This is a genomic window from Bacillus sp. F19 (assembly GCA_023823795.1).
Taxonomy (GTDB): Bacteria; Bacillota; Bacilli; order Bacillales; family Bacillaceae; genus Bacillus_P.
The window spans coordinates 2,288,037-2,309,197 of sequence record CP085710.1 but is presented as its reverse complement, the minus strand read 5'-3'; the positions used below and the strand labels follow the sequence as shown (position 1 = coordinate 2,309,197).

General features: G+C 35.2%; 20 protein-coding genes and 2 pseudogenes. 4 read left to right on the top strand and 18 right to left on the bottom strand.

Going from position 1 to position 21,161, the window contains the following annotated elements; genetic code table 11:
• Positions 1–6: 6 nt before the first annotated feature.
• From LIT25_11720 to LIT25_11710, 3 genes are all read right to left on the bottom strand, one after another.
• Complete coding sequence (locus LIT25_11720; protein USK35897.1) at positions 7–411, bottom strand: cobalamin-dependent protein; 405 nt, start codon at positions 409–411, stop codon at positions 7–9.
• A gap of 699 nt (positions 412–1,110) precedes the next feature.
• Positions 1,111–2,073 (bottom strand): methylmalonyl Co-A mutase-associated GTPase MeaB, encoded by a 963-nt coding sequence (meaB, locus tag LIT25_11715; protein USK35896.1) that lies wholly within the window; start codon positions 2,071–2,073, stop codon positions 1,111–1,113.
• Positions 2,074–2,161: 88 nt separating this feature from the next.
• Positions 2,162–3,340, bottom strand: a complete 1,179-nt coding sequence (locus tag LIT25_11710; protein USK35895.1) for a thiolase family protein — start codon at positions 3,338–3,340, stop codon at positions 2,162–2,164.
• A 367-nt stretch (positions 3,341–3,707) separates the two neighbouring features.
• Between LIT25_11710 and LIT25_11705 the strand changes: the two are divergent.
• Positions 3,708–4,045, top strand: a pseudogene (locus LIT25_11705) (IS4 family transposase).
• A 272-nt stretch (positions 4,046–4,317) separates the two neighbouring features.
• On the opposite strand, the gene LIT25_11700 reads toward LIT25_11705, so the two are convergent.
• The 13 genes from LIT25_11700 to LIT25_11640 all read right to left on the bottom strand — a co-directional run bounded on the left by LIT25_11700 (position 4,318) and on the right by LIT25_11640 (position 16,488).
• On the bottom strand, positions 4,318–4,722 hold the full coding sequence (locus tag LIT25_11700) for an IS110 family transposase (protein USK36247.1): 405 nt from the start codon (positions 4,720–4,722) through the stop codon (positions 4,318–4,320).
• 409 nt (positions 4,723–5,131) lie between these two features.
• On the bottom strand, positions 5,132–6,520 hold the full coding sequence (locus tag LIT25_11695; protein ID USK35894.1) for an MATE family efflux transporter: 1,389 nt from the start codon (positions 6,518–6,520) through the stop codon (positions 5,132–5,134).
• Between the two features lie 209 nt (positions 6,521–6,729).
• Positions 6,730–7,404 (bottom strand): hypothetical protein, encoded by a 675-nt coding sequence (locus LIT25_11690; GenBank protein USK35893.1) that lies wholly within the window; start codon positions 7,402–7,404, stop codon positions 6,730–6,732.
• A gap of 10 nt (positions 7,405–7,414) precedes the next feature.
• Positions 7,415–8,212, bottom strand: coding sequence for an HAD family hydrolase (locus LIT25_11685; GenBank protein ID USK35892.1), 798 nt, complete (start codon positions 8,210–8,212; stop codon positions 7,415–7,417).
• Complete coding sequence (locus LIT25_11680) at positions 8,200–9,345, bottom strand: ABC transporter ATP-binding protein (protein USK35891.1); 1,146 nt, start codon at positions 9,343–9,345, stop codon at positions 8,200–8,202. The genes LIT25_11685 and LIT25_11680 overlap by 13 nt, the downstream gene beginning before the upstream one ends.
• A gap of 12 nt (positions 9,346–9,357) precedes the next feature.
• On the bottom strand, positions 9,358–10,236 hold the full coding sequence (locus LIT25_11675; GenBank protein USK35890.1) for a carbohydrate ABC transporter permease: 879 nt from the start codon (positions 10,234–10,236) through the stop codon (positions 9,358–9,360).
• Positions 10,233–11,192: a sugar ABC transporter permease gene (locus LIT25_11670; protein USK35889.1), complete on the bottom strand. Its 960-nt coding sequence runs from the start codon at positions 11,190–11,192 to the stop codon at positions 10,233–10,235. The genes LIT25_11675 and LIT25_11670 overlap by 4 nt, the downstream gene beginning before the upstream one ends.
• A 31-nt stretch (positions 11,193–11,223) precedes the next feature.
• On the bottom strand, positions 11,224–12,627 hold the full coding sequence (locus tag LIT25_11665) for an extracellular solute-binding protein (GenBank protein USK35888.1): 1,404 nt from the start codon (positions 12,625–12,627) through the stop codon (positions 11,224–11,226).
• 21 nt (positions 12,628–12,648) lie between these two features.
• Positions 12,649–13,356, bottom strand: coding sequence for a GntR family transcriptional regulator (locus LIT25_11660; protein USK35887.1), 708 nt, complete (start codon positions 13,354–13,356; stop codon positions 12,649–12,651).
• A 1,294-nt stretch (positions 13,357–14,650) separates the two neighbouring features.
• Positions 14,651–14,947: an antibiotic biosynthesis monooxygenase gene (locus LIT25_11655; protein ID USK35886.1), complete on the bottom strand. Its 297-nt coding sequence runs from the start codon at positions 14,945–14,947 to the stop codon at positions 14,651–14,653.
• A gap of 135 nt (positions 14,948–15,082) precedes the next feature.
• Complete coding sequence (locus tag LIT25_11650) at positions 15,083–15,184, bottom strand: IS3 family transposase (protein USK35885.1); 102 nt, start codon at positions 15,182–15,184, stop codon at positions 15,083–15,085.
• A 231-nt stretch (positions 15,185–15,415) separates the two neighbouring features.
• Positions 15,416–15,739: a helix-turn-helix domain-containing protein gene (locus LIT25_11645; protein USK35884.1), complete on the bottom strand. Its 324-nt coding sequence runs from the start codon at positions 15,737–15,739 to the stop codon at positions 15,416–15,418.
• Between the two features lie 275 nt (positions 15,740–16,014).
• Positions 16,015–16,488 carry a MarR family transcriptional regulator gene (locus tag LIT25_11640; GenBank protein USK35883.1) on the bottom strand — a complete coding sequence of 158 codons (474 nt, stop codon included), beginning with the start codon at positions 16,486–16,488 and terminating at the stop codon, positions 16,015–16,017.
• 151 nt (positions 16,489–16,639) lie between these two features.
• Between LIT25_11640 and LIT25_11635 the strand changes: the two genes are divergently transcribed.
• Together LIT25_11635 and LIT25_11630 are read left to right on the top strand one after the other, a co-directional pair.
• The gene (locus tag LIT25_11635) at positions 16,640–17,224 is read left to right on the top strand and encodes a DUF3238 domain-containing protein (protein USK35882.1); all 585 of its coding nucleotides are present in this window, start codon (positions 16,640–16,642) and stop codon (positions 17,222–17,224) included.
• 71 nt (positions 17,225–17,295) lie between these two features.
• Complete coding sequence (locus LIT25_11630) at positions 17,296–17,922, top strand: FMN-dependent NADH-azoreductase (protein USK35881.1); 627 nt, start codon at positions 17,296–17,298, stop codon at positions 17,920–17,922.
• Between the two features lie 459 nt (positions 17,923–18,381).
• On the opposite strand, the pseudogene LIT25_11625 reads toward LIT25_11630, so the two are convergent.
• Positions 18,382–18,531, bottom strand: a pseudogene (locus tag LIT25_11625) (low temperature requirement protein A).
• 161 nt (positions 18,532–18,692) lie between these two features.
• Positions 18,693–20,042 carry a branched-chain amino acid transport system II carrier protein gene (gene brnQ / locus LIT25_11620; protein ID USK35880.1) on the bottom strand — a complete coding sequence of 450 codons (1,350 nt, stop codon included), beginning with the start codon at positions 20,040–20,042 and terminating at the stop codon, positions 18,693–18,695.
• Positions 20,043–20,466: 424 nt separating this feature from the next.
• On the opposite strand from brnQ, the gene LIT25_11615 reads away from it, so the two are divergent.
• Complete coding sequence (locus tag LIT25_11615; protein ID USK35879.1) at positions 20,467–21,156, top strand: GntR family transcriptional regulator; 690 nt, start codon at positions 20,467–20,469, stop codon at positions 21,154–21,156.
• Positions 21,157–21,161: the final 5 nt, after the last annotated feature.

Genomic DNA, 21,161 nt, shown 5'->3' with positions numbered 1-21,161 from the left:
AACACCTCATTTCAAACTTTTTTTGTCCATGAGATTTTCTACATATTCAACAATAGAGTCCAATGTATCTCCTGGATGGAAGATCTTTTTAACGCCAGCATTCAATAGCATTTCTTCATCTTCACTTGGAATAATCCCTCCAACAAGAACTTTTTTGTCCCCTAACCCTTCACTTTGCAGAGCTTCAATTAATTTAGGAACAATTAGATGATCATATGCTAAAGAACTAATGGCAACAATATCTACATCTTCCTGAAGAGTGATATTTACTACATCCTCTAACTTCTGCCAAGGACTAGTATAGATTACTTCCATTCCTGCATTTCGAAATGCACTGGCTATAACACGTGCACCTCTATCGTGACCATCTAATCCAATCTTTGTTACTAAAACTTTTATCGGTCTTTCCATTTTTCACTCTCCTCTAATAGTTGTTTAATAATAGTCTAGAAAATTTATATTTAACTTTTCCAGTAGCGGGATCAAAAGTAATAGTATCTAAGTTTGGTGAAATTCTGTCATAAATAAGGATGTTACTCCGTAATGATTTTTGGAGAAAACGTTACCGATTCATAAATGGAACCATTCCAATTATCAAACGTATACATCGAAGTTATTACTAAGCTCATTCTGGACCGGTACGTTCAAACGCTTCAACAAACACTTGGCCTGCGCCCCAACCTATATGAACAAAGCCTGATGGAGGAATAATAGGATAACATTTCCCTAACTTTTCAACATAAATCTGTTATTGAGGATTATCTGTATCTATTTGGGGTTAGGAAAGGATGCAGAACTAATCGTCCACGTCCATACATCTTCACCAGCTGAATGATATAAATTTATCTCGTTCCCACCAGTAGAGGTAACTAAATAGGAGTGTATGTTAAACCAATTCAAGCATTTCTTTCTTTAAGTTTGCAGCTAGATTTGCTTAGGTAAATACAAAAAAAACATCTGCATCAATTTGACTCTCTTTGATTAGAATCCTTTTGATTTCCATTGTTATCTGCATTCTGACTTGTACAAGCGGCCAAAATTAACATATAAATATTTTGATTAGAGATCCCACACAAAAGAGAAAGCGTTATTAATAATTAGAATATTAAATCAAACGTCAGATTCCTTTTTAAGAAATCGGGTGAATAATTTGCTAGCGGCACATTCAGGGTTTATTTTCCTATCAATTACTTGTTTAAAAATGTCATTCCATTCAGCCCCATTCAATATTTCGTTTTCTATATAACTCAAAAACTTCTCATTCAAACTCTCTGTTAGCTTATACTTTGCATGTGCGTTTTCAATCCTTGCTCTTTCACCTGTTTTGTTAATTTCATCCCACCTTACCTCAATTTTTTCAATAAGATTTACTATTCCTTTATCTTCCAGTGCAGAAGTTAATAATACTGGTACCTTCTTTCTCTTAATAACTGATTCAGTATGAAGCATTTGTTGAATCTGGTTAGCAGTTATTTCAGCACTTGGTAAATCAGCTTTGTTAACTACAAATAAATTGGCAATCTCCATAATACCTGCTTTTTGTGCCTGAATTTCATCCCCTAAACCTGGTGCAGTAACTACTATCGTTGTATGTGCCAAATTCATGATTTCTATTTCTGACTGCCCTGAACCAACTGTTTCTATTAAAATGCAGTCATACCCAAAGACATCCATAAGTGTAATTATGTTTCGAACTGATTTGGACAATCCGCCAACTTGACCTCTAGACGCTATGCTTCTAACGAAAATATCAGGCGTTTTCTGAGAATTAGACATTCGTATTCTATCACCTAAAATTGCACCATTAGAAAACGGGCTACTAGGATCAATTGCTATTATTGCAATAGATTTTCCGTCCATTTGTAATTTGGAAGCAACTTTGTCTACTAATGTACTTTTCCCTGTGCCAGGTGAGCCCGTTATTCCAATAATATGTGCTTTACCTGAACTCAAATATATTTTTGAAACCAACTCCAAATAATTTTCTTGATTGTTTTCAACGATTGTTATTGCTCTTGCTAGTGCTCTTTTATTACCAGATTTAATACCATCAATAATTTCTAAAAATTCCAAATAGTTGAAACCTCCCTTATTCATAGTAATTTAAATGATATCGAATAAATATTCATATTCAAAAAACTATCTACGCTTTCAACATGGTTCACCCATTTCTTAATAATGTTGCAATTGCAGGTCCTCCTCCAGCACATAAAGTAGCGATTCCTAACTTTTTATTTTTAATACGTAACTCAGTCATCAAGGTACCTACTAACCTTGCTCCAGTATTCCCTGGCGGATGACCAAGAGCAATTGCACCACCATTTACGTTGACCTTTTTGATAGGAATTTTAATTTCTTTTATACAAGCTAGAGCCTGAGCCCCAAAAGCTTCATTAATTTCTAATAAGTCAATATCATCAATTGTTAATTTGTTTCTTTTTAATAATTTGTTAATAGCTGGAACTGGTCCATAACCCATAATTTCTGGAGCAACCCCGATAGAGACCGTATCAATAATAGTACCTTGGATTTGATACCCCTTTTCTATTGCATAACATTTTTCCATTAGTACAAGTGCAGAAGCACCGTCACTTAATGGCGGGGAATTTCCTGCTGTTGATATCCCGTTAATTTCAAAAACAGGTTTCAATTTTTGCAAATCATTATAAGTAGTACTAAGACGAGGACATTCGTCTTTTTCAACAACAATCTCACCAATCTTAGTCATTAATTTAATCGGAATAATTTCTTCAACAAACCGTCCTTTTTGTATAGCCCTGGAAGCTTTTTGCTGACTTGCTAAAGCAAATGCATCGACTTCCTCTCTTGTCAAAGCCGCATTTCTACCTACAGTCTCAGCAGTAGTCCCCATATGAGTACCATTAAATGCATCGTCTAAACCATCATAATAAAGCCCGTCTTCTAAACTCTTACTACCTCGTTTGTACCCCCATCGGCCATTAATATCAATATAGGGAACATTACTCATACTTTCAAAACCACCTGCAATCACAACTTTAGACTTTCCTAGTCTAATTTGATCAGCAGCCATATCAATAGCACGAATTCCTGAAGAACATTGCTGGTTAATTGTTATTGCAGATGCTTCCTCACTAATACCTGCTCGAATTGCAGCCTGTCTTGCTGGATTTGCTTTTTGTCCTGCTTGCCATACAACCCCCATGATAACTTCATCAATATCATTAGCGCTTACTTTTGATCTCTCTAATACTCCTGAAATTGCAATTGTACCCAAATTAACTGCAGATAAGTCTTTTAAAACACCACCAAACCTACCTATAGGTGTTCTTGCATAAGAAACAATTACAGCTTCTTTCACTTCCAAACCTCCCTATAATAAAAATTCAAACAAAGAGTATTTTTTTGAATCTCTGTTTAAAAAATATAATATTTATTGAATATTGTCAACACATTTTTCCGAATTTTCAGTTAACAAAAAACCGAAATCTCTATAGTTTTAAGATTTATGATGGCAAATAAGGGGCCCTTTAACCCCTATTTGGTCTTCTCCCGCAACATTTTAATCCAATACTTAAATGGTTTGCGAAAAGTGCCCTTTATCGTTTATCAATTAGTCTTTATAAATAAGGGTAACCACATGCCCATCAAGCGAAGGCAAATTGTTACCCCCTAAACGAAAAAAGCGCTATCCTTTCTGTAATATGATGGAAAGGATGGTGCTTTTTATGTCTCGTGATGTTTCAGATGAATTGAACCTGTTTTCGCTAGAATTACAACAATCTTTATCCCTCATGTCCTCAAACAATTGGCCAAAAAGGTAGATTTTGTTAAGAGGTCCAGTAAGTATCAAGCGAAAGATTTAGTTGCTTTGTGCGTATGGTTAAGCCAAAAGGTAGCGAATACTTCCTTAACTCAGCTATGTTGCTGTCTAGAATCTTCAACTGGTGTATTAATGAGTCCCGAAGGACTCAATCAACGATTCAATCCTTCAGCAGTCAGGCTCCTACGAAACGTATTCACTTCCTTACTTACTCAGAAGATACAAACTTATCAGGCTCTTTCTCATCGTTATGCATCTCAGTTTCAGCGTATACATGCTCTTGGTATTCCAATAGAATTTGAATATACATTTTCAGACTGATTAGGTGACTGTGGTAAAGATTCTGTTGAAATGGATCCCTTGATGCAGCTCCTTTCAATACTTCAGCCTTCTTCAATGCCCAATTATAAGACCTCGTTGGACAAAGCTCTTTGATCTTTTCAGCTAAGCAATTAATATCCTCGCTTAATACCTTTTCTGCGGTAGGAAATAATAATAAAGTCTTTAACGAAACCCTACGTGTCTCCAAACACCTTCTTGTACTCTGGAAATACCTGATCTAAATTGGTTTGAAATTGAAGTTTCATTTGAACATAGGAACCCGTTATCGCATCATGTTGCCTAGTCAAATTACGTAGATTTAAAATCTGAACACTTTTCTTTTGATAAGGTTCTAAGTCCTCTTTATAGTACAGCTCACATAAATGAGAAGCATCAATGGCATCTGTTTTCACCTTTCTCATACTCGACTTCTTTGCTCCATGAGAAACAATAGGATTTATCATGATATAAACGAATTCTTCCCTTTCCAGGAATTGTACCACTGGTTCATGATAGTGACCTGTAGACTCCAAGATTACAATAGGTGGTTTTTCGGCCTCAGCTTCTACTTCTTTATAAAACTTGTGAAATTCATTCAGCCCTTCTAAATATGCTCAAATTTAAAACTCTTTTTATAAGGTTGTTTCCTTCGTAAAAAGGCTTGAACCTGGCTTTCTTCTTTTGCAATGTCCACACCTATGACTGGATCCATGTCCTAATACTTCCTTTCCCATTGGTTATTGCCGGTACCCCTAAACACCCTTGTAGGTAGTGTCATTTCTTCGCTTGTTAGCATCTATTGCCCATTACAAACAAACACCTTAACTCATAGTGTTAAGGTCTATTTACATATGATTTTCGCTTGTGAACGTCCTTTATTTTGTCATTTAATCCTAATCACAGAAAACAAAAAGAACAGGAATGGCTAACGAAAAAGCGCTTTGCTATCCTGTTCCTTTATTGAATAATTCTTCTATTAAACAGACGAAAACGACATAGGGTAAAGATCTAGGCAGACTCTATTCCAACCGTTGGAGCTGATTTATTCTCAGTAGAGACGAGTGCGTATTTTTCCCACTTTTTACTTCGCCATCTGAAAGACATGATAATCCCCCTCGTCCATTCGTCGATTGCGATGGCGAGCCAAATGCCAGTCAATCCCATGTGAAAATGAAAGGTGAATAAATACCCTAAAGATAAACTCCCTAATACCATTGAAAAACCGCCTACAATGACCGGAAACTTTGCATCACCTGCAGCTCTCAATGAGTTAATAATAACGATATTAAAGGTGCGGCCAGTCTCTAAAAGAACGCTTAGCAACAAGACAGAAACACCCATTTCAATCACTGTTGGATTATCTGTAAACAAATCCATTAGTGGATAACGGAAGATGGCAACGAGCAAAACCATCAAAACGGTTACTCCAAATGCCCATTTAACACTTTTCCAAACTTGTTCATACGCCTCCATCTTTTCATTCGCCCCAACTCTTCTCCCGACGATAATTGCTGTTCCCATGCCAATAGCGGCTGCGAAAAGATACGTAAACATCGAAATATTCATCGCATACTGCCGAGCAGCTAAAGCTTCTGCCCCTAAGAAAGTGGCATAAAATAAAAAGACTAACTGACAAGCTTGATACATGACCTGCTCAATTGCTGCAGGAAATCCAATTGATAGTATTTTCTTCACATAGTCCTTAGAGAAATTTTTATAATCATGTAATTGAATGCGAACTTCCATCGTATTGTACAGCATCCAAATAAAAACAAGTAGTATAATCAAACGACTGACAATGGATGATATCGCCGCACCTTTCACACCAAGTTCTGGAAAACCAAGCGTCCCAAAAATTAATAGATAGTTCAAGATAACGTGAATAATGTTCATACCAAATGAGACATACATCACTTGTTTCGTTGCACCATGTACTCGAATAATCGCAGCACTTACATTAATCAGTGCTTGAAGAAAGATCCCTCCACCAACGATGAACAAATATTGAGATGCGTAATTATATACATCGCCTTGTACATGTAAGACGGACATCAATTCATCTGCAAAAAAAATAAAATAACTACTGATCAATAAACCAAGTAGAATGTTCATCGTTATGGCAAGTGCTGAAATTTGTGAAGCTTCTTGAAATTTTCGTGAGCCGAGGTACTGTGCCACAACAATCGCTGCACCGATGCCGACCACTTCTAAAAGTAATATCGCAATTTGTATATATTGATTCGCTGCGCCGACCCCTGCTGCTGCCTCGTCGGAAACGGCACTCAGCATAAACGTGTCCATCAAACCCATTAGCATGAACAGAAAAAGCTCTAAAAAAATGGGCCATGTTAAATGAAAAATTGAAAATTGATTATGTTTATTCTTAATCGCTTTCATAAATTCTCCTTAAAATCAAAAAAGGAACTGACAACATTCATCGATCCTGTCTACACTTCATTTGAAATTTAATACGATACATATAGAACCGAACCCTCCTCATAAGAAAGGGTTCGGTTTCCTATCCATTAAAAACAACGAATCTTCAAGTTTACATACAGTTCAAAAAAGACATTAAACAACATAAAAAACCCGTTTTTATTGTTCTGCTACGAAGTGAATTTAACAATGGCTAATCTTCCAGTGTTCATATCTTCTCGAAGTTCATTTGCTTCATATTGTTCAACTGAAATTTCATACTCATCCTCTAATGTTAACAATCCCGTCAAAAGAGGAATTTTATTACCTTTAACCGTTCCATTAAGAGTCGCTTCAACTCCAAACGGGTCATGTAGAAATTCATTTTTTCGTTTAGAAGATCGATCGTGAAACTCTTTTTCATAAAGATGTTCGTATCCCCCATGACAACCACAGATCGGGCAATCATCTATATAAGGGTGCAATTTGCTCGGACGGTCTACTTCGAAATGAACACTGATTGCGATTGGATAATAAGTTGCACCTTCCCACTCTATCGTACCTTGCTGTTTAAGGTAATGCGTATAAAAGCGATAATGAAGGGCATGGTCATGTGTGAACTCTCCATTCTCACCCATTTCAATGTACTGCAATCCCCTTCTTCTTCCTACAGCGTCACATCCTTCAGCTGTATGTAAATACCCATAGTCATCAATCATTTCAACGGTTTCTTCTAAACGATCGGTGACAAACTTCATGGCATGCGCATATGTTTTCGCAAACTCTACAGAAACGAGGAGCCAAAGGTTCGGATATCTCGGCGCAGAATTAGGGAAATTATCTCTATTTGGTAGTTTTGTTAGCATAGTTAACACCTCAAATGTTTATTTTTTTTGGAAGCCAATTCAGCAGTTCTCCAATTGCATTTTCTTCATTTGTCTGTGTCGTGACATGTTTAGCAATTTTTTTGACATACAAATTGGCGTTGTTCACTGCCACTCCGTATTTTGCTAAACGAATCATCTCCACATCATTGCAATTATCACCAACCGTGACTAATTGATCGATTGATAGCTGTAAATAGTTAATTAAAAACTCACATGCTATACCTTTATTTGCGTTATACGGAAGTATTTCGAGCAATTCCGGTTCAGAGTTTACAGTATTAAATGAATGAAAAAATGATAGATAAAACTGGATTGTTTCTGGATCATCAATAAACAAAAGTTTTATAATCTCTTTTCTCATGATTTGTTGTTCTGTCACTTTCTCTGCTAAAATACCATCTTTCTTTACTTGTCTTTCAATATAAGGATTAAAATCTAAATAGTATGCTCCATTCTGATCAAATGCCAACATACTAACTTCCTTCACTTTTTTTAGCTCATTATATAGATCCATTACTTGTTGGACTTTTTCTGCTTCAATTGATTGCTGATAAATATATTGTTTGGTGATGGGATGATAAATTCTCGCCCCATTGTATAAAATAACAGGAAGTTGAATATTTAATTGTTTTATAAAAGGTAAGGCACTTTGAAGAGAGCGGCCAGTTGCAAAAGTAAAATAGCCTCCCTTTTCGATATAACTCGTAATACAGTCATACGTCTCGTTTGAAATTTCCTGCTTACCTGTTAATAAAGTGCCATCTAAATCCGAAATTACACACCACATACTTCTCCTATTTTCCTTTCAAAGCTAGTTAGTTGAAGATTTTGCTGTTTACCCTCACTCTCGAAGATAAATTGATCATTTTTGATTGCGATCCAAACATCTAAGTTCTCGCAGATTGGCAAATGTTCTTCACATAAGATTTTACAAGTTGTCTTTTCTCGATCGTTCAATTCAACGGTCACCATCAATTCCCTTCCTGTATGTTCGGCATACAAAACCTTCCCTTTTAAACTCAATACATCCAACGGCTCTTCTATATACAGGTCAGCATGATGGGGTCTAAAGCCAACAATTAGTCTATTTTTCGGTTTCAATTTTTCAGGTTTAATTCTCGCCGTATCGAATGAAAGTAATTTTTGATAATCTGACAGGACAAGAGAATGGGAAGAATAATCATACTGACATTCAAGCCGGTTCATATATGGCATTCCCATAAAGCTTGCAACAAACCAATTTTCTGGATTTTGGATGATAGTCGATGCCGTAGAAAACTGTTGCAATGTCCCATCCTTCATGACTGCAATATAATCAGACATTGATATCGCTTCTTCTTGATCATGAGTAACCATGATCGTCGTAATTCCAAGCTGTTGTTGAATTTTACGTATTTCTTCTCTCAACTTCATTCGTAATGAAGCATCCAAGGCTGATAGAGGTTCATCTAAAATAAGTAAGTCTGGTTCCTTCACTAATGCTCTAGCAATCGCAACACGTTGTCTTTGTCCCCCAGATAATTGATGGGGTTTTCTGTTCTCGTAGCCTTGCATGTTTACTAGTTCCAACACTTTTTTTACTTTTGGCTCAATCTCATTTTTCGACAATTTTATATTTTGCAATGGAAATGCGATATTCTCTTCAACGGTCATACTCGGATACAACGCAGAGTTTTGAAAAACCATTCCGATATTCCGAAGTTTTGGAGAGACGTTTTTTACATTGCGATCACCGAAAAAGATTTCTCCATTAGATGGCTTTTCTAATCCTGCAATCATAAGCATTGTCGTTGTCTTCCCACACCCTGATGGACCTAAAAACGTCGTCAATTTTCCTGATGGGATTGTCAAATTTATATCTCGAACGGCAGGCTTTTTTGGATCAAAATATTTGTAAATTTCTTGCAAAACTATTTGCATGATGTGGCCCCCTTAAACTTTCATTTTGGAAATATATTTTTGAGAGAATAGATACAAAGCGATAGCTGGTAACATATAGAAGGTTGCCAATGCCATAATCATGCCGTAATTAACAGTTCCTGTTGATTGCTGTTCTAAAAGTGTATTTAAGATGATTGGTAATGTTACTTTTGCTTCGTCAAATGTAAATACAGATACGATGACATACTCTCCCCATCCGTTTAAAAAAGCGAATAAAGAGATTGCTGCTATACCAGGCCAAACGATCGGAACATAAATTTTAAAAAACTTTTTTAACATTGAAGCCCCATCAATTTCGGAAGCATAGTCTAAATGTTTCGGAATTTCATCAAAAAAGCCTTTCATAATCCAAGTTGACATACCAACCTCTGCAAATCCTTTAATCAAGATGATACCAATCATCGTATCTAAAAGACCGACCGTTTTCAAAATGTAAAAGCTTGCAATAAGCGTCGTAATTGAAGGAATAATTCTTGAAAATAATGTTGATTGAATTAGAAACTGCTTACCAGGAAATGAGCCTTTTGCTAAAGCATAACCAGATAGAACACTGATTCCGACTTCTAGGACCATGCTGCCAATTGCAATGATCATCGTATTCGAGAAAATTTTCCAAATTCCTGGATACACATTATTCCCCACCACCAAATTTGGACTGAAAAGAAAATCCCAGTTATCGAATGTGAAACCAGTAATTTTCCCACCTTTTACTTCTCCTAAGCTATACACCACCATGCCGACATAGAGGCAAAGCAGTAAGAGAGACATGACTGTAATAAAAAGGATGGTACAATACTTCAGCCAATTTTCAGTTAACTGGTCCTTCAAGAAATATTCCTTTTTTCTATTCATCATTTGAGGTACCATCATTTCTCTCCATCCATCAATTTCTTAAATCCAAAACGCTTATACGCTAAAAAGATAATTAGGAAAATAATTGGAAGCATATACAATGAAATAGCTGATCCATATCCAAAATCTAATGTGGAAAACGCCGTATGGAAGGAATATAGCGACCATACTTCTGAATGATAATTAGGACCTCCATCCGTTAACAATAAGATAGATTCATATGAAGTTAGTAATGAGATTCCTTGCCAAAGGGTTAAAAATGTAATGGGCCAACGTAAATGCGGGAGGATCAAGCGACGAATAATCGTCAGATCGGAAGCTCCATCGATTTTAGCGATTCGAAACAGATTTGGATCGATTGATTGAATCGCTGAAGACAATATAATCGTTGTAATGGTCGTTCCCATAACTCCTGCAAGCAACACATTGATTAATAATGGATATTCCGTCAGCCAGGCAACCGGTTCACTTCCATTAAACTCAAATAACAGCATATTCAAGATCCCTTTATCTGTTGGACTGAAAATCCAAGTCCACAAAAGTGCTTCAACGACTGACGGAGACACTTTCGGTAATAACCAAATAGCTCGGAACAAAGTACCGGCTCTAGAGTTTCTCATAAAGTAAGTCGTCGTCACTGCAATGAGAAATCCTAGAAACATCTTAATGACTAAAGTAGAAATAATAAAAATGATTGTATTCCAGAAAATCATGCTGATTTTCGGATCGGCTAGTACTTTACGATAGTTGGTCCAACCATTAAAATCCCATTTCATACTATAATCCATAGATGTAAAAGAAATTAAAATGACAATGACAACTGTAATCGGAAAAAGGATAAATTGATTAAAGAGGTAGGGGCTTAAGATCAAGCCCCAATATTTATTTTCCTTCATTTGACGAAATACTGATTTTTTTTGATAAAATTCTCTCTGGATGATTGATTGTTCCAACTTAGATTTATCTTTAGACATCTTTTTATTAAACCTCTCGATCGTCAGAACTTTATTTGATGACATAATTTTTTTCATCGATGTTTAATGCTAGTTGTTCCTCCATGTATTTAACAGCATCTTCTGGCGTCATTTCACCAGTCATTACATAGTTAGTAGCATCAGCGATGATTTTGTCATACTTTCCTTGGTCTGGATGATTTCCGTTAAATTGAGAATAATTCGTAAAGTGCTTCACAGAGTTAATCCACTCATTTGCAAGAACTTTTTCATGTTCTTGTCCTTCTTTTGTGAATGGGATATGACTTGTATCGACAGCATGCTTCGCTTGAAACTCAGCTTCACTCACATATGTCAATAATTTCTTTGCAACATCGCTATGTGGAGTATCTTTTGAAATCACATACACCCAAGGATTGGAAACTGTCAATGGCTTATCACCACTTTTTACAACTGGTAAGTTCATGACACCGATGTTTTCTTTAATCCAATCTGTCGTTACATTGCCAAGCTCTTTATGATAACCGTTTGCTCTAAATTTTGCTTCATCCCAAATACCAGCTTGAACGAAGAGTGATTCACCATTAATCAAATTTGCTAATTTCTCATCTTTATCTATCGTAATGGTATTTTCTGGAGTCACACCAGATTCAACACTTTCTTTTAACCACTTGAAAGTTTTTAACGTATTCTCTTTATCTAAGATAAACTTTTTATTGTCCCAATCGTAAAAAGCTGCACCAAAATTGTAGAAATTCATTGGATTATCATTTGATCCACCATCAAACTCATAACCATTTTTCACAATATTTTGTGCTTGAGCATTTTTAGCAACATCCATCATATCTGATAACTTAAATTCACCAGATAATGCTTTTTCAGGCAAGTTATTGATGTCTTCTTCTGACCAACCGAATTGTCGTAAACGCTCCTTGTTAAAGTAGACAACTCGAGCTTCAGTATCTTGAATTACTCCATAAATATTTCCATCCAACGTAACTGGTTTCCAATATCCTTCCATGATGTTTGCAAAGGCTGGATCCTTTTCAATTCCATTCAACTTTTGAATATATCCACCATCTGCCATCCAACCAATGGACGTATAAGGTGTTGTGTAGATATCAGCTGCATTACCAGATTGTGAAGCAAAAATAAAGTTTTGATCGAACACACCCTGGTCCGAAGGTTTTACAATTGCTTCAGCTTGTACGCGATAATCTTCTCCAGCTTTCTCTAAATCTTCATTCATTTTTTTGACTGCACCTTCAAAGTTCGTTACACGAGTAGGAGCAGAAGCGTCGCGTGTTAATATTTTTAATGTAATAATTTTATTTCCATTTTCATCAACTGATACGTTTTCAGCCTCTGAGCCCTTTGTATCTGCTGTCTTTCCAGAACATCCTGCTAACATTAGAACGAAAAGCATCGCGAGTACGAATATCCAATTTTTCTTCATTTGTGCACCTCATCATTGAGTTTATTTTTGTCGTTGAATAAAAAAACGTATTGTATCATTTCTCATGTAATCATAGGAAAGCAAAACCGGCTCTCCTTTAATCGTTCTGTGTAACTGGGTAAATTTTAGTACATGAATATCCATTTCAACAAAAACCTCAGGCAAAAATTCTCCAGAAGAAATCGCTTGTACCTCAGCTAACGCTTCTGTAATTTCAATCTTATAAAATACTTCTAGGAAACGTGATAATGACCCTTGATGATAATACTCTTGGAAGCTTTCCCCTACTAACTTGAAAGGAAGTAAGTTTTTCGAATACACAACAGGCTCTCCTTTTGCCGTTCGAATCCTTTCAATGAAATACACTTCATCGCCTTCATTTAAATCAAGTTGTTCCCTTTCCATTTCCGTTGGATGACCAAGATAAATTTTGGTATCCATATCCCCCTCAACAAGGCATGCATTTTGAATCATTTCAGTGACACTACTTAATTTATTTAATGGATTTACAATGGAAATACCATCTTTCTTTACATAGTATCCAGATCCTTGAATACTATATAATTTTCCACTCGTTATAAGTTGGTTTAATGCTTTTCGAATTGTTTCTCGACTAACATTAAATTGGTTTGCGAGCTCCATTTCTTTTGGCAATTTTTTTTCATGGGCTTGATCTACATACATCTTTTCAATTTGCTCGCTAATGTCTAAATACTTAACATTTCTCAATCCCTCACCTTCCTTTCAAAAATAATTATATAAACGCTTTATAAAGGGCGTATTAATAAACGTGGTTGATTTTCTAAAAGATTCGTAAATTTGTCTAGACTATTTTTAATTTGTCTAGATGGATTATATAAAATCTTATATTAAGTCCAATTGAAAACTATTTGAGGCCTGTGCTTAAATGAGATTGCTATAAAATTCTTCTTATCTCCTCATCAACGATTCATTGCTCGTGAAAAAAATAAAAAAACACCTGAAATTCCGTTTTATGGATTTCAGGTGTGAACTGGATGTTCATGATTGATGGTCCTCGATGATTTGCACGTTGAGTTCAAGTGTGCTCACACCGAGTTCTAGTGCTTGAAAAAAGGACACGATTGTGGAATTCCATAAGATTAGAAATAGTAAAGAAAAATAAGGAGATGATCATGGTTCTTTCGACTTATTAGTTAATTAAATCTAGTAAATATTAATATGAGAATCATTCAAACCTTCATGATTCCTTAAGTAGATTTTTAAATTGAAGAAAAGAGAACGTATTATTCCAGAAAAAATGCATTCTGGTTACCACCTGGATACAATTGACAAATTATGATGAAAGTTACTTCTCTCCATTATCAAAGTGGAACAAACAGAATGTTGAATGATGGCTATCATTCTTACAGAATGTTGTTCGCTTGAATTTAAGAGTGAAGCGCGATGCCAGAGAATGTTAGGATGCGTTTTTTGCAGCCTTACAATCGATGAGCAGTCCCTTTAGGTCTCCCCAAAAGTACCATGGCTTTAATGAACTTAGTTTTATATCCTTTGCTTACGTTCTTTACCTTTTTATTTGTGCAGTAAATAGAACAGGTACCCTAGACTCCTGGTTAAAAACGCACATCAACAAGAACATGATAATACATACCCTTTGCCACGATCTTTCTAGGATTCAGATATAGCCATTCCCTTAAGACAAGACCCTTCCCCTTACCGTTTAATCCGTTTTCAAACGGCTTTTTTCTTGTACACAAAATGTCTCAACCGATGCCCTGCTCCAATAGACCGTTCCTCCCAGTTCCAAATCCGGTTTTGGTATCTTGCCTCGATGATAGTACACATTCAATTTACGTTTAAGTGTTATTTTGCACATCCAACTTTAAAAACCCAGCTACCTTCACATCAGAAGATTAGCAGGGTTTCTTAATTATTTATAGAACTATTCGGATACGCCTAGTAGAGACTGCTCATTGTTCAGCAATCGCCCCCGTTTGTTGAAGATGCTCACCTTACGCCAACCGTTTGTAAAGTAAAACTTTTACGAAAGATCAACTTTTTGAAAGTGTTCAACTGTCGGGAATGGTTCATAAAAATGATGGAGTTGATTTTTCCATTCTTGATATTCGTCTGATTGTCTAAATCCAACTGTATGATCTTCTAAAGTTTCCCACCTTACTAATAACAAATATTTCCCCTCAGCTTTCATACAACGCTGTAGTTCGTGGGATATATAGCCCTTCATTGCTGAAATAATTTTAGATGCCTTACGAAAAGCTTCTTCATATTCCTGTTCCATACCTTTTTTAACTTGAAGCATAACAGCTTCTAATATCATCAAAGCTCCCCCTCTGTGTCCAATTATAGAATGAATATTTTCACTCTATATCTTCTTTTTATGATTAATAATCCCTTCAAAAAGAGCCCTTCTCTATTTGAACTGGCCCACAGAAATGAGACATGAAAAAAACACCTATGCTGCCTGTTCCCGAAATTCTATCGGGGACAGGTAGTTTAATTTTGCCTGAAGTCGTATTGTATTGTAATAATAGATGAATTTTCTTACTTTTTCCACTACAATAGGGTTTGTAAGATCCTCTCGTGGCTGAGTATTCTCTTAAAAGCCAAGCTTTCACTGTTCGGTGACCAATGAGATACTTATGTTTGATACAAATTTCTTTTATCTTGTTTTCCAACTTCGTTATTAACTTAATACCTTTCTTTAACCAACGATAGTAGCTAGACCTAGCAACTCCCATACATTCACATATTAATTGAATGGGATATTTCAAAATTTTTACGAGTTCTAGAATAACTTTTGGTACCAACTCCTTTCGATTTCTTGGTACTTTTTTAGAATTTCTACTTGGATACTTAATTGTTTATTTCTCTTTTTTAACTGCTCCACTTCACTTAATTCTTCCATTCCTTTACCATAGGAATATTGTTTTCCCACCCCTTGAGAAAACCGATAAGTTTCTCCATTTTCATACCATTTCATCCAGTTTTGAATTTGTCTTTTATTTTTTATATTTAACTTTTCTTGAATGATTTTATAAGTTAATCCTTTTTGTCTTAATTGAACTGCTTCCCACTTTATTTCTTCAGGGTAATGAACTATTTTCCCCATAAGAAAAACACCTCCAAAATCGTTTAGTTTACTAATACGTTTCAGGGGGTGCTTTTTCCTTGTCTCACTTAACTGGGTCTCTCCAATTCAAGAAAGGCGCCCTTTAATGGAACAACGAAAATAGAAACACAAATGCAATTTAGCTTGTTTTTCTTGAACTAACGCTCCCGTACAATCCTTCACAAACCTTGCTGCTAATTTATATCATTACAGGAATGCTGTACTGTTAGTACGAATTTAAGCACGATTAAAAGTTCCCTTTATAAATTCTATAATTACCAGACAGGTCTTAACCTCGATGATAGTTTATCTTCATTTTCTTCATAAACTAATTTTGTTAAATCTTCTTTGAGCATTTGCAGGCGTTCAGCACCTATGTTTTCAATCCAACGTTGCTCAATCTCAGTTAGTATCTTCTCTTTTGCTTTCACTACTAACCAACCTCGTTCGGTCAAAACAATAATTTTCCCTCTCTTATCAGTGGGATGAGCTTTGCGCATTACATAGCCACTTTTCTCAAGATAATCCACCATTTTACTCACAGCTTGCTTTGTAATTCCTAAATATTCGGCTAGTTCTATACCTGTTGCTCCATTGGGAGTAATGCATTTAAACATAAAACCATGTGCAGGTCTAATATCTCCAAATCCCAATTCACTCAATCTGTCATGTAATTCATTAATTGATGTACTAAAGGATAATGATAAAAGTGATGTAAGATCCAATTCACTAAATACTTCATGATTCATACATAAAACCTCCTTAAATAAAGTCAATTAGGTTGACTTTATTTGAAGACCATTGTACTATACACAATGTAGTCAATCAAGTTGACCACAGTTCAATTATAAAAGAAATTGGATTCACCGAAACAAAATTAATACATTATGGAGGGTTCTCATGACTAATATCGTTAAAGTTAGAGCAAGTGTATTTATTCCAATGTCTTGGACTGAACCTAAGAAGGATACTCAAACAGGAAACGTGATTCAATTCGAAGGTGACTCACGTGAATTTACACCATATGCTGTAAACGCTATGCGTTCCAGAATTGAACAAGAAGTAGTTGTAGATTTTTATAAAAAAGAAATCTTCACATATGCGAATACTGGCATAACAACAGAAAGAATAACAACTCCTGATGGTTCCGTTAATAAAAAAACAGGAAAAGCTAGTACGGAAGGTATTTTGTGCACTGATGTTGTATGGAGGTCAGATGACGTCAAATTTCAAATGAGTGCTAGTGCTAGTAACCCATTAAATGTATATGCACCTCCCGTTGATTATCTATTAACTGTACATGTCAAAAAAGATGGTACTATCGATATTCAAGGTGCACATGACGGATTCCCTTGTTTTGAATTTTATAAGCAAGTAAACTTTGGTCCGTTTGAAAAGATTCATACACATGACTTCAGAGAAACTGGTGATACAGCTGAAGCTCTAGGTGGAGATATGGAATATAGTTTTAAAAAGATATTGTAAAGATAATAGGATTCCCTTTTTAGTGAATAAATATATAACAACATAAGAGTGAGTAACAGGAGGAAAAGAGAATGACAACAGTTTTATTTGTAAAAGCAAACAATCGCCCCGCAAACCAAGCGGTGAGTGTGAAATTATATGAGGCTTTTTTAGCAAGCTATAAAGAATCACATCCAAATGATACAGTGGTAGAACTTGATTTATACAAGGAAGAATTGCCATATGTAGGAGTAGATATGATTAACGGTACATTTAAGGCTAGTAGAGGACTTGATTTAACAGCAGCAGAAGCAAAAGCAGTAACTGTTGCTGATAAATATTTAGAACAATTCCTTGCAGCTGATAAAGTTGTGTTTGGATTCCCATTATGGAACTTAACAATTCCGGCTGTACTGCACACATATATTGATTATTTAAACCGCGCGGGCAAAACATTTAAATATACGCCAGAAGGTCCAGTAGGTCTGATTGGAGATAAGAAAATTGTATTATTAAACGCAAGTGGCGGTGTATATTCTGAAGGACCAAAAGCTGAAGTAGAAATGGCTGTTAAATATGTAGCATGTATGATGAGCTTCTTCGGTGTAAAAAATATAGAGAAAGTAGTGATTGAAGGTCACAATCAATTCCCAGATAAAGCAGAAGAAATTATTGCTGCAGGGCTTGAAAAAGCTGTTAAAGTAGCAAGTACGTTCTAATTAATAAAAAACTTGTCACTCAATATAGCAGTACCAACACTTTTATAGCGGTGATACTGCTTTTTTTATTCGCTTATCTTGCTACTTTTGGAGAAGTTAGAACCCAATTGATGTAATAATTCCATTTTAATCTTATAAAACGATAGAAAGAAGGATTACATTACAATGAAAAGTTGATGGACAAAATATAAATAAATGATTTCTTTCTTCAACTATTCTGTCCTTTAGCTTAAGTACAATCCTTCAAAATCTCACCGACAAATATCGAATTTTCTTTTAAAATGATCTTCCACAATCTGGCCCGATTGTTGAACAAAGCACTTTTTTAGCAATCTATTTTTAAGTTCATAAATTAGATTTTATAAACAGACATTTATACTGCTAAAAATAACCTGCTGTTGCCACTTTAGAAGATTTATTCCGCATATTTTTAAGTGCTATTTTGCACACCTGTACAGAAAGGGTGCTGACGACCGATACTCCAAAAAGGAAAAATGTAAATAATGCAAAACGTTCTAATAAATGAGCTATATTGTTCGGGGCTTTAATTAAATACTTTCGTCCGAAAACAGGCACAATAATATCGACCATAATTCCTGCATATAACACAATATTTTCTATTCTTTAACTGGTTCAATCATTACTAAATTTAAGCCATTAATCAACGCTCTTTTACTGTAAAAACACAAAACAACAATACCTTTTAACAAAAGCTAAACCGAAAAAAGGTCAGCCAGTTTCATATAACTGGCTGACCTTTTTATTACAATTTAGATATATTTCTCAACTTGAGCAGAAGGGGATTTGCTTTTTATCACCATCCCGAATACATATCCTAAAACCCCGCCGATAATAGCTGGTACGATCCAGCCTAAGCCTACTTCATACAATGGAAGGACAGTGGCTAATAGGTCATTGATTGGAGCAATGGTAATTCCCGCTGCGTTTAATCCGTCAAATATAGCTACAATTAGAGTTAATAACATACTTCCTTGATAAACCTCTTTTTTACCCTTAAATAATGGATGTAAAAATGTTAAAGCCATTAAACAGATAGCTAATGGATAAATGGCTACTAAAACTGGAACAGAGACAGCAATTAATTCATTTAAGCCGAAGTTGGCTAAACCAGCACTAAAAACAGAGAAAATAATGACGAATTTATTGTAAGAAATACTTGGCATCACTTTAGAGAAATATGAAGAACAAGAAGTGATAAGTCCAATACTAGTTGTTAAACAAGCTCCAAAAACAATTAAGCTAAGCAGAATCCCGCCAAATGAACCGAAGTAATGATTTGATGCACCTGAAAGAACGGCTCCCCCATTATCTAAAAGTCCAAGACCTTCTACACTTGAAGCCCCAATAAAGGAAAGAGATGTGTAAATGATTCCTAGAAGTGCCGCTGCAATTACTCCTGCTTTGGTAACAGCGATCATAATTTCCTTCTTAGTAGAGGCACCCTTTTCTTTTACCGCATTGATAACAATAATTCCAAAAACAAAGGCTGCAAGGGCATCCATTGTAAGATATCCCTCTTGGAATCCTTTAAAGAAGGCATTATTCATATAGTTTTCAGCAGGCGCTTGAAATTGCCCAATAGGATTAAAAAATGCTGTTATGATAAGAATCGCAATAAAAAGTAATAAAAGTGGAGTTAAGAATTTTCCAACAATATCAACAATCTTAGAAGACTTTAATGAAAAAAAGGCTGTAATTCCAAAAAAGATAATGGTAAAGATTATTAAACCAATAACACTGTATTCTTCAGATATAAAAGGCTTCACCCCGATTTCAAATGAAACAGTACCTGTTCTTGGGATTGCAAACAAAGGTCCTATTGATAAATAAAGAGCAACAGTAAAGATGATACCGAAAATAGGATGTACACGGCTTGCTAATGATTGTAAATCACTTTTTCCTGATATTCCTAATGCAATTACACCAAGCAAAGGTAAGCCAACTCCAGTAACGACAAATCCGGCATTAGCTGACCACACATTCGTTCCCGCTGATTGACCAAGCATTGCAGGGAAAATTAAATTTCCTGCGCCAAAGAATAAAGCGAATAGCATAAAACCAACTGCAACTATAAATGAAAATGATATTTTATTAGTCATATGATTTCCTCCTAGAAGTCTATTGATCTGGAATGATTAAGTTTCTTAAAAAAAGCATTTAAACATTTTTCTTAATTATATTTAAAATAATCTTTATAATCGAAAAATACTAAAAAATCCATTTGATGTTATCGCAATTCTTATTTTAATTAAAATTTTCAAATTATTTAGCTTGTACTAATTTATTTTGCTATATTCCTCCTTCTGTTATACGTATGTAATATATCGCTTACCAAAAGATATCATATACAAAATATTTATGCAATATATTACACGTTTTTTGTTCTTTTATGTAATATATTGCATTTTTAAGGAGAATCATATACACTTTCAATATATCTATCTAGAATATTCTACTATTAAATGAAGACAGAGTTTTAAGTATTTCAATTTACCTTATGAAAAATCAAAAGGTGGTTTTATCATGCCCATACCTACCAATTTTTCATCCCCTACTCGTGTATCTGCAAAAAATCGTGCATTTGCTCAAATTCAAGAATGGATCATTGATGGCACTCTTCAGCCTAAAGAAAAGCTTAATGATGCTGATCTTGCGCAAGCGTTAGGAGTAAGCAGGACTCCTATTCGGGAAGCACTGCAATTACTTAATGTTCAAGGATTTGTTGAAATGTTTCCAGGGGTTGGAACTCAAGTCACATCTGTTAATAAAGAGGATATTAACAAAATTTTGCCTCCTTTAGGTGTCTTGCAAGCCTTAGCTGCCGAATTGGCAACACCGGTTATAAGTCAGGAAACGATTGATTCATTGCGTGAAATTAATACTAAATTTGCTGAGGCCATTAAAAAAGGCGATTTTTATTCAGCATTAAAGCAAGATGAACAGTTTCATAATATCATTGTGGAGAATGCACAGAATCAATATATCACGAATTCAGTTTCAAATCTCCAGGCTCATGTTCTTCGCCTGTATTTTCATCAATCAATCATTCTTACAAATGATTCAATACAGGAACATGAAGCTATTTTACAGGCCTTTGAAAATAAAAATAAAGAGAAAGCTGCAAGTCTTGCCCGAAAGAATTGGATTCGTGCTATTGATGAGTTTTATGCTGAACAAAACGAAAAATTAATATCTGCTGTTGCTTTGAAATAAAGTTT